This is a genomic window from Streptomyces sp. R28 (genome assembly GCF_041052385.1).
Classification (GTDB): Bacteria; Actinomycetota; Actinomycetes; order Streptomycetales; family Streptomycetaceae; genus Streptomyces.
In genome coordinates, this window is sequence record NZ_CP163439.1 from 6,795,469 (window position 1) to 6,807,880 (window position 12,412).

The 12,412-nt window shown below is 70.4% G+C and carries 9 protein-coding genes; 1 reads left to right on the top strand and 8 read right to left on the bottom strand.

Annotation, left to right across the window (positions count from 1 at the left end; all coding sequences use genetic code 11):
* Positions 1–76: 76 nt before the first annotated feature.
* From AB5J49_RS30610 to AB5J49_RS30630, 5 genes are all read right to left on the bottom strand, one after another.
* Entirely contained in the window at positions 77–2,413 is a 2,337-nt protein-coding gene (locus tag AB5J49_RS30610) for an ABC transporter permease (protein ID WP_369172092.1), read from the bottom strand.
* Positions 2,410–3,099: an ABC transporter ATP-binding protein gene (locus AB5J49_RS30615; RefSeq protein WP_369172093.1), complete on the bottom strand. Its 690-nt coding sequence runs from the start codon at positions 3,097–3,099 to the stop codon at positions 2,410–2,412. The genes AB5J49_RS30610 and AB5J49_RS30615 overlap by 4 nt, the downstream gene beginning before the upstream one ends.
* Complete coding sequence (locus tag AB5J49_RS30620) at positions 3,096–3,620, bottom strand: PadR family transcriptional regulator (protein WP_369172094.1); 525 nt, start codon at positions 3,618–3,620, stop codon at positions 3,096–3,098. Before AB5J49_RS30620 ends, AB5J49_RS30615 begins: the two co-directional genes overlap by 4 nt.
* A gap of 105 nt (positions 3,621–3,725) precedes the next feature.
* Positions 3,726–3,992: a hypothetical protein gene (locus AB5J49_RS30625; protein WP_369172095.1), complete on the bottom strand. Its 267-nt coding sequence runs from the start codon at positions 3,990–3,992 to the stop codon at positions 3,726–3,728.
* The gene (locus tag AB5J49_RS30630; protein WP_369175324.1) at positions 3,989–4,882 is read right to left on the bottom strand and encodes an SPFH domain-containing protein; all 894 of its coding nucleotides are present in this window, start codon (positions 4,880–4,882) and stop codon (positions 3,989–3,991) included. Before AB5J49_RS30630 ends, AB5J49_RS30625 begins: the two co-directional genes overlap by 4 nt.
* 384 nt (positions 4,883–5,266) lie before the next feature.
* Here AB5J49_RS30630 and AB5J49_RS30635 point away from each other — a divergent pair, with 384 nt between their 5' ends.
* Positions 5,267–7,666: a transglycosylase domain-containing protein gene (locus tag AB5J49_RS30635; protein ID WP_369172096.1), complete on the top strand. Its 2,400-nt coding sequence runs from the start codon at positions 5,267–5,269 to the stop codon at positions 7,664–7,666.
* 85 nt (positions 7,667–7,751) lie between these two features.
* On the opposite strand, the gene AB5J49_RS30640 is transcribed toward AB5J49_RS30635, so the two are convergent.
* From AB5J49_RS30640 to AB5J49_RS30650, 3 genes are all read right to left on the bottom strand, one after another.
* Positions 7,752–9,893, bottom strand: a complete 2,142-nt coding sequence (locus AB5J49_RS30640) for a SpoIIE family protein phosphatase (RefSeq protein WP_369172097.1) — start codon at positions 9,891–9,893, stop codon at positions 7,752–7,754.
* 277 nt (positions 9,894–10,170) lie between these two features.
* Positions 10,171–10,866, bottom strand: coding sequence for a DUF402 domain-containing protein (locus AB5J49_RS30645; RefSeq protein WP_369172098.1), 696 nt, complete (start codon positions 10,864–10,866; stop codon positions 10,171–10,173).
* Between the two features lie 72 nt (positions 10,867–10,938).
* Positions 10,939–12,348 carry a class II fumarate hydratase gene (locus tag AB5J49_RS30650; protein WP_369172099.1) on the bottom strand — a complete coding sequence of 470 codons (1,410 nt, stop codon included), beginning with the start codon at positions 12,346–12,348 and terminating at the stop codon, positions 10,939–10,941.
* Positions 12,349–12,412: the final 64 nt, after the last annotated feature.

Consider the following 12,412-nt stretch of genomic DNA (forward strand, 5'->3'; position numbering starts at 1 on the left):
ACCGGACGGCTGCGCCCAGCGGTGCAGCTGCGGGCGCCGTGCCTACCCCGTGCCTACTCTGTGCCCAACTCCGTGCCTACTCCGTGCGCAGGCCGTCCGGGCGCATCAGCCGAAGGAGCGGTGGCAGGCTGAGCAGGGTCACCGCCAGGACGACGCCGGCACCGACGCCCAGCATCGACAGCACACTCGTCCAGGCCACCATGATCGGCGTGTCCGTCATCCGCAGCAGGACCGCCCCCAGCGTCAGCCCCACCACCGAGGACAGCAGCAGGCCCAGGGCGATCGGGATCGCCGTCTGCCACAGCACCGACAGGCTCAGCGTGCGGCGCCGGGTGCCGAAGGCGACCAGGGACGACAGCAGCTTCTTGCGGTCGCGCAGCTGCTCCAGCTGGGAGACCAGCAGGCTCGCACCGATCAGCATCATGACGCAGACGGCGCCGACGAACAGGCCGGTGCGGATGGTGGCGTAGCGGTCGGCCGTCTCAGTGGAGAACCAGGCCATGGGGTAGGACAGCGGGTCCGCGGCCGTCGCCGTGTTCCGTACCCGGTCGTACACGTCCGGCACGGAGCGGTCGAGCTTGAGGTACATCTGGCCCCGCAGCGCCGGCGTGGCCGCCGCGGGCAGCGCCTTCGGGGTGACGAGGAAGCCACCTCGCTGTGTACCCATGAAGTCCTCCTGCGCGCGGGCCGGCTTCAGGCCCTTCGGCACGGTCCAGGCGACCTCCTTCCGCGGCGGCCCGCTCTCGTACGACGGGTCCAGGTACAACGTCCGGCCCGGCTGCTTCGCCAGCTTCGGGGTGTCCTCGTCGTACTCGGAGTTCGACACGTAGAAGATGTCGCCGTCCCGGCAGGAGGGAAGCTTGGCCGCCTGGCGCAGCGACGCGCAGTCGCCGACGGTTATCTCGACACCGATGTCCGGGTCCTTGCGCCGCTCGCCCAGGTAGCCCTCGGCGTACGCGTAGACCTGCTGGACGCCCTTGGTGTCCCGGAACTCCTCGACAGCCGGGTGGAGTTGGGCGCCACGGGACATGGACACCTGCATCTGCGCCCGCTGGGTGTCGTACCGGGACTGCTTCGTGTAGTCGCTCTCCACTCCGGCGAACAGCATCTGCAGCGCGATCGCCCCGGCGACCGCCACCGCGACGCCGTTGACCATGCGGGCCGCCGTGCCGCTGCTCAACTGCAGCCTGCGGACGGCGAGTTGCCAGGCGACGCCGCCCGAGCCGAGCCGGGCGACGACCGCCTCGACGACCCACGGCAGCAGGGTGGTCACGCCGATGAGCAGCAGGAGGACGCCGCCGATGACCAGGTATTCGTTGAAGGTGCCGTTGTCACGGCCCTGGCCGATCATCGGCCAGAGCATCGCGAGGCCTCCGAGCGGCAGCAGCAGCCGCCACCACAGCCGGCGTCGCGAGGGCTTCGCCGTACGCACCACGCCGAGCGGCTCGATCACCACGCCGCGCATCGCAAACAGCGTGACCAGCACCGCCGCCGCCGGGACGGCGAGTCCGACCAGCAGGGCCAGCGCGGGGGAGGGGTCGAGGTAGCTTGGGAAGACGCTGATGTCGAACACCTCGACCGAGCCCGCGATCTGGCGGCCGATCAGGAAGAAGACCGCACCGAAGACCAGTCCGAGCACCGCACCCGCCAGTGCCTCACCGGCCGCGATCCGCCGGGTCATCCGGCTGTCGGAGCCGACCAGCCGCAGCGCCGCGAGGCGGCGGTCGCGCCGCTCACCGCCGAAGCGCACGGCCGCGGCGATGAAGACGGCGACCGGCATCAGCAGCACCACGAAGACGACGATGACCAGCAGGAGCAGTACCGGGTCGGTCTGAGTCTCGGTCGGGCTCGTGTCCCCGAACCGTTCGATACGGGCGACCCGGGCGGCGTCGATGTACGGCGCGAGGTCGTCGCCGCCCCGGAAGAAGGCGAGTTCGTGCGAGCCGATCAGCCCGCTCTCCCCGATGGTCCCGACGATCCGCTCGGGCAGCCGCTCGCGCAGCAGCTTCGCGCCGTCCGACTCCAGCAGCCTCTTCAGCGCGGGGGAGACGACCATCTCGCCCACCGCCGGGAACTTCTCCAGTCCCGGCGGCAGCGGTGCCCGGGCGCCCTCGGGCTCCAGCGCCCGGCCGCGGATGTCCTCGTTCCGGAAGTCCGTGTCGACGTCCGCGACGATCAGGGTGCGGTCCGACTTCTTCAGATCGATGTAGCTGTAGTCGATGTCGGCACGGGCGCTCTCCCGTTCGTGCCGGACCGACTGCATGTTGGGGACCGCGGTGGTCAGCAGCAGCAGCGCCACCCCGAGGCCGACCCCGACGGCCGTCAGCAGGGCCCGGACCCAGCCCTCACGTCCGCCGGCAACCGCGAACCGGACCCCCATGCCCAGGTCCCGGGCCCACTGACCCACGCTCATACGACGCGCTCCATGTCCCGGGACTTGCCGTCCCGTACGACGATCTCGCGGTCGGAGTAGGCGGCGACCCGCGCCTCGTGCGTGACGAGAACGACGGCGGCGTTGGCCGACCGGGCGGGGTCCGTCAGCAGCTCCATCACGCGCTCGCCGTTGAGGGAGTCCAGCGCGCCGGTCGGCTCGTCGGCGAACAGCAGGCGCGGGTTGGTGACCAGGGCGCGGGCCACGGCGACCCGCTGCCCCTGACCGCCGGAGACCTCGCCGGGCCGCTTCTTGCGCAGGTCGTCGACCTCCAGCCGCTCCATCCAGGTCAGGGCGGCCTTCTCGGCCTCCTTGCGGGAGGTCCCGTTGAGCCGCAGCGGAAGGGCGACGTTCTCGACGCAGGTGAGTTCCGGTACGAGCTGCCCGAACTGGAAGACGAACCCGAACTCCGAGCGCCTGAGGGCACTGCGCTGGGCGTCGCTCATGGTGGCCAGCTCACGCCCGTTGTAGGTGATGGACCCCGAGTCGGGCGGCACGATGCCGGCGAGACAGTGCAGCAGCGTCGACTTGCCGGAGCCGGACGGGCCCATCACGGCGACGACCTCGCCGGGGTGGATGGAGAACTCGGCCCCGTCGAGCGCGACGGTCGGGCCGTAGGCCTTGCGCAGCTCCTGGGCCGCGAGCAGGGAACCGGGAGGCGGAGTCACTTGACCACCACCTCGGCCAGCTTGTCGACGCGCGCGGCGGTGAGCTCCAGCCAGCGCAGGTCGGCCTCCAGGTGGAAGAGGGCGTGGTCGCAGATGAGCTGGTCGGCGAGATCCCCCTTCCTCTTGCGCTCGGTGAGCATCCGCATCGTGCGCAGGTGCTCGGCGCGCTGGGTGTCGAGGATGTCGGCCGCGTTGCGCCGGGTGAGCAGCGCGAGGACGACCTTGGTGTAGAGGGTCGACTGAAGGTACGGCTCCGGCTTCTCGGGCGTCGCGAGCCACTGCTGGACGTCGGTGATCCCGGCGTCGGTGATGGCGTACCGCTTGCGCTCGGGGCCGCCGCCGGGCTCGATGCCGTCGACCTCGACGAGCCCGTTCTTCAGCAGCCGGGACATCGTCGAGTAGACCTGGCCGTAGTGCAGCGGCCGGTCGTGACCGAACTTCTCGTCGAAGGCCCGCTTCAGGTCGTAGCCGTGACGGGGGCCTGATTCCAGGAGCCCCAGGAGTGTGTGACCAATGGACATGGCCATGACTCTACATAGGGTGTATACGTCGCATGTATACGTCGTGTGTGTAGACGCTGGCGGCAGGTATGTCGGCCCAGGTGAGGGCCGATTGTCACGGTTCTGCTACTGAGGATCGGGCGGACTCCCGGGAGGGCGGCCGCGGCGCGGAATCGGCTTGGCCTCGCCCGGCAGCCGGCCCGCCTCCGCGAGGGCGCGCCGCAGCAGGAACTCGATCTGGGCGTTGGCCGAGCGCAGCTCGTCGCCCGCCCAGCGCGCGAGCGCGTCGTACACCGACGGGTCCAGCCGCAGCAGCACCTGCTTGCGCTGCTGCGGCCGGCGCCGAGGGGCTGAACCCGTGGAGTCCTCGGAGGGGTCGGAGGGAACCGTCACTGGTAGAGCGTCCCGGTGTTGAGGACGGGCTGCGGGGCCCTGTCGCCGCACAGCACCACCATCAGGTTCGACACCATCGCCGCCTTCCGCTCCTCGTCCAGCTCCACGATGTCCCGCTCGGAGATCCGCGCGAGCGCCGCCTCGACCATGCCCACCGCACCGTCGACGATCTGACGCCGTGCCGCGACGACCGCCCCCGCCTGCTGTCGCTGGAGCATCGCGGAGGCGATCTCGGGAGCGTACGCGAGATGCGTGAAGCGCGACTCGATGATCTGTACGCCGCCCGCCTCCACGCGGGCGTGCAGCTCGAAGGCGAGCTTCTCGGTGATCTCCTCGGCGTTGCCGCGCAGCGAGAGGCCGCCCTCGTCATGGGCGTCGTACGGGTACTCGATGGCGATGTGCCGCACGGCCGCTTCCGTCTGGGTGGCCACGAACTCCAGGTAGTTGTCCACCTCGAAGCTCGCCTGCGCGGTGTCCTCGACCCTCCACACCACGACCGCGGCGAGCTCGATCGGGTTGCCGTAGGCGTCGTTGACCTTGAGGACGGCCGTCTCGTGGTTGCGGACCCGGGTCGAGATCTTCGTGCGGGACGTGAAGGGGTTCACCCAGCGCAGCCCGTCCTCCCGGATCGTCCCCCGGTACCGCCCGAAGAGCTGGACGACCCGCGCCTCGCCCGGCGCGACCATGTTCAGCCCGCACATGGCCAGGAGCGCGGCTATGTCGACCAGGATGCCGGTGATGATGAGTGCCGCCTTGCCGCCGGCCCCGGTGACCGCGGTGGCGCCGACGATCAGCCCCGTGCCGACCAGCAGTCCGGCCAGGCCCAGCAGCAGGGCGAGCCCGCCGCCGATGCTGTGTGCCGCAACCTCCCGCACGCGCGGCGCGGGCATCTCGGGTACGTCGGGTGCGTCGGCGGGGACGGATGCGGCGTCGTACCTGTCGTCGTCGTGCTTGTCGTTCGGCATGGGTGGTCTCCCCCGTTTTCTCCGCGAAGCCGTGGACGGCCTCGCCTGTCGCTGCCTGTCTCTGTCTATCTCTGTCTATCTCTGTCTATCTCTGAACTAGCTAAGTGATATCAGATTACCCCGTCCGGGCAACCCTATGCACCTCCCAGTCGTCGGTTCCGGTGGGACGGGTGCTGATTCTCACGTCCCTAAAAGGCCGGATCGACCGGCCTTTGTCACAACTTCCGGTGTTAGCTTTCTGAGCTGACCTGAGCGGCGAACCTGTGTGGCAGAAGTGCACACGAGAGCGAAGCGGAGCGGAACGGACCCATGGGACGAGCGGAAGAGAGACGAGCGCGGCAGCGCGGCGGCCGCCGCGCTGCACCCCGGCGTTCGTCCGGGACGCCGTCGAACACGGGGGCGGCCGAGTCGACCACCGTCATCGGCGCACCGTCGGCCGCGGTCGGCGGCCGGGCCGCGGCCCGGCGGGCGGCCAAGGGCGGGGGCAAGGGCGGCGGCGGCAAGGGCCGCATACGCAGGCTCTTCACCTGGAAGAAGATCCTCGGCACGTTCCTCGGCGTCTGCCTGCTCGGCATCGGCGCCTTCATCGCGCTGTATCTGTACGTGGACATCCCGAAGGACAACGCCGCGGCCCAGGCCGCCCAGCGCCAGAGCAACGTCTACAAGTACAGCGACGGCTCGATGCTGGCCCGCGACGGCACGGTCAACCGCGAGATCGTGGATCTGTCCAAGGTGCCGAAGGAGGTCCAGTACACCTTCGTGGCGGCCGAGAACAAGACGTTCTACAACGACAGCGGCATCGACCTGAAGGGCACGGCCCGCGGCCTGCTCAACACGGTGATGGGCAAGGGCGCGCAGGGCGGTTCGACGATCACCCAGCAGTACGTCAAGAACTATTACCTCAGCCAGGAACAGACGGTCAGCCGCAAGCTCAAGGAGATGGTCATCTCCTTGAAGGTCGACCGCCAGATGTCCAAGAACGAGATACTCGCCGGCTACATCAACACCAGCTACTACGGCCGAGGCGCCTACGGCATCCAGGCCGCCGCCCAGGCGTACTACCGCGTCGACGCCGAGAAGCTCACCGTCCAGCAGGGCGCGTACCTCGCCGCGCTGCTCCAGGCGCCGAGCCAGTACGACTGGCAGGCCGCGTCCGACACCGGCAAGAAGCTGGTGACGAACCGCTGGAACTACGTCCTGGACAACATGGTCGAGGAGGGCTGGCTGAGCAAGGCCGACCGCCAGGACATGAGGTTCCCGAAGCCCCTGGAGCCGAAGCCCACCGCCGGCCGGGAGGGCCAGAAGGGCTATCTGATCGAGCTCGCCAACCGTCAGCTGGAGGACCAGCTGATGAAGCAGGAGGGCATCACCCGCTCCCAGGCCGAGGCCGAGGTCGTCGACCAGGGCTGGACCATCACCCTGAACATCGACAAGAAGAAGCAGGCCGGGCTGGAGAAGGCCGTCAAGGCGCAGCTGACCAGCAAGCTGGACAAGAAGAAGCGGCCGGTCGACGCGGACATCCAGGCCGGCGCGGCCTCCGTCGATCCCGAGACGGGGAAGGTCGTCGCGCTGTACGGCGGCGTGGACTACTTCAAGCACTACACGAGCAACGCGACCCGCACGGACTACCAGCCCGCCTCCACCTTCAAGCCGGTGATCCTCGCCGCCGCGCTGGAGGAGAACGCCGAGACGCAGTCCGGCAAGCCGATCACCGCGAACACGATCTACGACGGCACCAGCAAGCGCCCGGTCGTGGACGGCAACGGCGACAAGGTCGGCTTCGCCCCCGAGAACGAGGACGACCAGAACTACGGGCCCATCACCGTCCAGACGGCGATGAACAAGTCCGTCAACTCCGTCTTCGCGCAGATGGGCGTCGACGTCGACATGAAGAACGTCATGGACGTGGCGGCCAAGCTCGGCATGGACACCACCAACGAGCAGGCGGTACCCGCGCAGACCCTGGGCACCATGGGCGCGAGCCCGCTGCAGATGGCCGGCGTGTACGCCACCCTCGACAACCACGGCAAGAAGGTCACCCCGAGCATCCTCAAGAAGGCCGAGCACAACAGCCGCAGGGTGGAGCTCCCGAACCCGGTCGGCGAGGAGGTCATCAGCCGCGAGGCCGCCGACTCGGTGACCTCGGTGCTGACGGGTGTGGTCGCCGACGGTACGGCGCAGGAGGCCGTGGCGAACAACCCCAAGCGCGACGGCCAGAAGGTCGCCGGCAAGACGGGTACGTCCGACGACAACAAGTCGGCCTGGTTCACCGGCTACACGCCCGACCTGGTCACCTCGGTCGGCCTGTTCGGTGAGGACAACAAGCCTCCGCACCCGCAGGTCAAGATGTACGGCGCGGCCGGCGAGGACCGCGTCAACGGTGGTGGCTTCCCGGCGCAGATCTGGGCGGCGTACATGTTCGGCGTGACCAAGCCGGACGCCAGGTTCGACCTGGAGACCGACCAGGGCGCGGCCGTCCAGCCGACCTGGACGCCGACGCCCACGCAGGCGCCGACGACCCAGGAGCCGACGGAGAAACCGACGACCCAGAAGCCGACGGAGACGCCGACGACCCAGGAGCCGACGGAGACGCCGACGACCGAGGAGCCGACGGAGGAACCGACGACCGAGCCGGCGCCGACGGCCCCGACCAGCGAGCCGACGGACCCGATCACCTTGGACCCGGCCAGACCCGATAACGACCAGTAGGACTACGCCCTCCAGGGGCGCGGGGAACTGCGCGACAAGCCACGACGCACTCGCAGTCGGCGACGCGCAGTTCCCCCTACGGCGATCAGCCGCGATTCAACTCGAACCAGACGACCTTGCCGGTGCTCAACCGGGTCGCGCCCCAGCGCCGGGCCAGCCGGTTCACGAGGTACAGCCCCCGCCCGCCCTCATCCGTGGCCCGAGCCTGCCGCAGCCGCGGCAACTGCGGCACGTCGTCGCCGACCTCGCAGCGCAGCACGTCGGTCCGCAGCAGCCGCAACGTCACCGGCCGCGTGGCATACCGCACCGCGTTGGTCACGACCTCGCTGACCAACAGCTCGACCGAGTCGGTGAGTTCCTCAAGACCCCAGCGGGCCAGCGCACGCCGCGCAATCCGCCGGGCTCGGCCGGGCGCCGCGTCCTCCGGCTCCAGGAACCAGTACGCCACGTCGCTCGGCGCGATCCCGTCGAAGCGGGCGGCGAGCAGCGCGATGTCGTCGTCCCGGTCGCCCGGCCCGAGCATGTCGAGGACCTCGTCGCACAGGGCTTCGAGGGGCGGCGGATGGTCGGGGCCGGTGAGCTGCGCGGTGGCGGGGAGCTTCTCGCGCAGCTGCTCTATGCCGGTCCACACGTCGCGCAGGCGTGACTCGACCAGGCCGTCGGTGTAGAGGAGCAGGGTCGCCCCGGCCGGTGCGTCGAGCTCCACGGCCTCGAAGTCGACGCCGCCGACGCCGATCGGCGCGCCCGCCGGGACGCGCAGTACCTCCGCCCGGCCGCCCAGGTGCAGCAGGACGGGCGGCGGGTGGCCGGCGTTGGCGATGGTGATGCGGTGCGATACCGGGTCGTAGACCGCGTACAGGCAGGTCGCCATGCGGTCGGTGCCCAGGCGCTGGGCCTGTTCGTCGAGGTGGTGCAGGACCTCCTGCGGGGGCAGGTCGAGCCCGGCGAGGGTCTGGGCCGTGGTCCGCAGCTGGCCCATGATCGCGGCCGAGGTCATGGAGTGGCCCATGACGTCACCGACGACCAGCGCCACGCGGCTGCCCGGCAGCGGGATGGCGTCGTACCAGTCGCCGCCCACCCGGGCCGTCTCGGCGGCCGGGAGATAGCGGGAGGCGAGCCGCACGCCGGTCGGTCGGGGCAGGGTCTCCGGCAGCATGGTGCGCTGGAGCTCGTCGGCGATGTACGCCTCACGGCCGTACAGCACCGCCTTGTCGATGCCGAGGGCGCTGTGCGTGGCGAGCTGGGCGGCGACGAGGAGGTCGTCGGGCTCGAAGGCGATGCGGTCCGGGCGGCGCAGGAAGACCGCGGCGCCGATGACACGGCGGCGGCCGCGCAGCGGGGCGAGGATCGCGCGCTGACCGTCGGGGATGATCAAATCGCCGTTGTCGCCGAGGAGTTCGGGCAGGGCGGCGCGGGCGGCGGGCGCGTCGGCGAAGACCGGACGGACGCCGCGCAGCACCTCGGCGAGCGCACCGCCGGGCCGCACCTCGCACAGTTCGGAGGTGACGGCGGACAGCTCGGCCAGCTCGTTCTGCTCCGGCTGCTGCGACCCCGCGGACAGGAAGCCGCCCTCGGTGTCCCGCTCCTCCGGGATCCGGTCGGTGCGGCGCAACCGCAGCACGACCGGGCCTGTGGGCCGCTCGTCGCCGACCGGCAGCGGGTCGCGCAGATAGACGAGGATCGCGTCGGAGAAGGTCGGCACGGTCGCCCGGCACAGCCCCATCACGATCTCGTCCAGGTCGATGCCGCGGGCGATGCGCCGGGTGGCTGCGCCCACGAAGCGCAGCCGGTCCCCGTCCCGCCGCATCGGCGTGGGCCGCCCGGGCTGCAGCCCCTGGCCGGTGCGCCGTTCGGCGGAGGACTGTGGCTGCTCGGCGCCGGGCTGCGGTGGTATGGCCTCCGGAACGGGTCGCGGCCGGTGGCTGTCGGGCTCGGCGGCGACGGAGGGCTGCGAGTGCTCGGGGCCGTTGCCGGGGATGTCTGAGGGCTCCTTGCTCGGGCCGGACGGTGCGGTGGTGCCCGGCGTGGAGGGGGTCTCTCCGGTGCGCGCCTGCGCGGGTAAGGGGCTGCCCCCGCGGGCGTCGCCGTCAGGGGAGTGCGACGGTGTGGAGTGCGCCGTAGAGGGTGTCGAGGTACGCACGAGCGCCCCGCGGGGCTCCGCGGGGTCGACGCCCGTCTCGGGGCGTTCGAAGGAGATCGGCTGCTCCGTCACGCCTTTCGAATCCATCCGTCCGGGGCTGCGCGCCATGCGTGCACTTCGTCCCGCCGAAACTCCGATACCCGGAATACGTGCCCCAGGAACGGAATCACCGCGTGACCAGAGGCAGTTCCTGCGCAGCCGGTGGATCGTCTGCCCCTGCCGGCGTTGCCCTGGTAACCCTCGCTCACGTCCTGCCGCCCCTCGGTGACGATCGGTCAAGCCCGGCGCGCACTCCGGTAGTTGTCCCTGCGCGCCCTTGCGGAGGACGATCCTACGTTTGTTGCCCGGGGGCGCATCAAGGGTCTCATGAGGACAGGTGCGCGGGCGTGCGATCCCAGTCCTCAGGCAAAGAAGGTACAGCCCAGGTGGGATCCGGGCGCCAGTGCTGCCAGCCGTCCGAGAACGGCGGCCCCCAGGCGCGGATCACCTCCACCGCGTCACGCCCCGCCTCCCGCACCCGCGCGGCGAGCCGGTCGTCCACCAGCCCGTCCCGCTGGGCCTGCGCGAACTCGTCCTCGTCCAGCCAGCGCCAACTGCGGTCCGGGTGAACGGAGATGTCGAGGAAGTGGTCCTCGGAGTCCACCCCGCCCGCCCAACGGGCCATCGGCTTCTCAAGGTTCACGTACCAGTTCTTGAACTGCCACCCGGGCTCCCAGAACAGCCACACGGACCACGGCTCACCGGGCCGCGCGAGCTTCAGCACCCCGGTCCCGAACCACCGGCCGCGCTGGACCGAACGCGGCTTGGTGTACCGCGTCTCGAGCGGTTCCATGTGCACGGAGGTCCCGTCGGCCAGCACGGGCTTGACACACTCCGTCCCTGGAGCCAGCCATACGGCGAGCGTCTCGGCGTCGTCCCGTACGACGGTGACGGGACGCGCGATGTGGTAGCGCGGGCCCGCGTTCTCCCGGTACCGCCACAGGATCTGTGTGCCGGGCGCCCAGAAGGCCGTCGATCCGCCCGCTTCCACTTCCGTCGTCACCGCTCCACCGTCCGCCATGCACAGATATTAGGTGCCACAGGCATACGACGCTGCGGCGCGCGTCACGGTTCACACCGCGGTGGTCATTGGTTACGGCCGTGTCATCCGCAGGACATCGAGGGCCTCGTCGAGCTGCTCGACGGTGAGGTCGCCGCGCTCCACATACCCGCTCTCCAGGACGACTTGACGGATCGTCTTCCGCTCGGCGAGCGCCTTCTTGGCGACCTTGGCGGCCTCCTCGTACCCGATGTACTTGTTGAGCGGCGTGACCACGGACGGTGACGACTCGGCGTACTCCAGGGCCCGTTCGCGGTGGGCGACGATGCCGTCGACGGTCCGGTCGGCCAGCAGCCGGGAGGCGTTGGCGAGCAGCCGGATCGACTCCAGGACGTTCTTCGCGATGACCGGCAGCATCACGTTCAGCTCGAAGTTGCCCGCGGCGCCCGCGGTGGCCACGGTGGCGTCGTTGCCGACGACCTGCGCGGCGACCATGAGCACGGCCTCCGGGATGACCGGGTTGACCTTGCCGGGCATGATCGAGGACCCCGGCTGGAGGTCGGGCAGGGAGATCTCGGCGAGCCCGGTGCGCGGCCCGGACGCCATCCACCGCAGGTCGTTGGAGATCTTCGTCAGCCCGACCGCGATGGTCCGCAGCTGCCCGCTGGTCTCCACGATCCCGTCCCGGGCCCCCTGCGCCTCGAAGTGGTCGCGGGCCTCGGTCAGGGGCAGGCCGGTGGTGCGGGCGACCTCCTCGATGACGGCGGCGGAGAAGCCGGGCGGGGTGTTGATGCCGGTGCCGACGGCCGTACCGCCGAGGGGGAGTTCGGCGAGCCGGGGCAGGGAGGCGGCCAGCCGCTCGACGCCGTACCGGACTTGGGCGGCGTAACCGCCGAACTCCTGACCCAGCGTCACGGGCGTGGCGTCCATGAGATGGGTCCGCCCCGACTTCACGACGTCGGCGAACTCCTCGGCCTTGCGCTCCAGGGACCCGGCGAGGTGTTCGAGGGCCGGGACGAGGTCGCGGGTGACGGCGGCGGTGGCGGCGATGTGGATGGAGGACGGGAAGACGTCGTTGGATGACTGGGACGCGTTCACGTGGTCGTTCGGATGGACGTCCCGCCCGAGCCGCTCGGTCGCGAGGGTGGCGATGACCTCGTTGGTGTTCATGTTGGACGAGGTGCCGGACCCGGTCTGGAACACGTCGACGGGGAAGTGCTCGTCCCACCGCCCCTCGGCGACCTCGCCGGCCGCCTCCTGAATCGCCTCGGCGACGTCCTTGTCGAGCACCCCGAGCCGCGCGTTCACCTTGGCGGCGGCGCCCTTGATCCGGGCGAGGGCCTCGATGTGGGCCCGCTCGATGCGCTGCCCGGAGATGGGGAAGTTCTCGACGGCACGCTGGGTCTGGGCCCGCCACTTGGCGTCCGCGGGGACCCGGACCTCGCCCATGGAGTCGTGCTCGATGCGGTAGCCCTGGTCGGCGTCGTCGGCAGTCGTCGTCATTGTTGTACCTCCACGGGGGAGAGCGCGTGGCCCGTGGGGCCTATTCCCGTTTCAGGATCGCCCA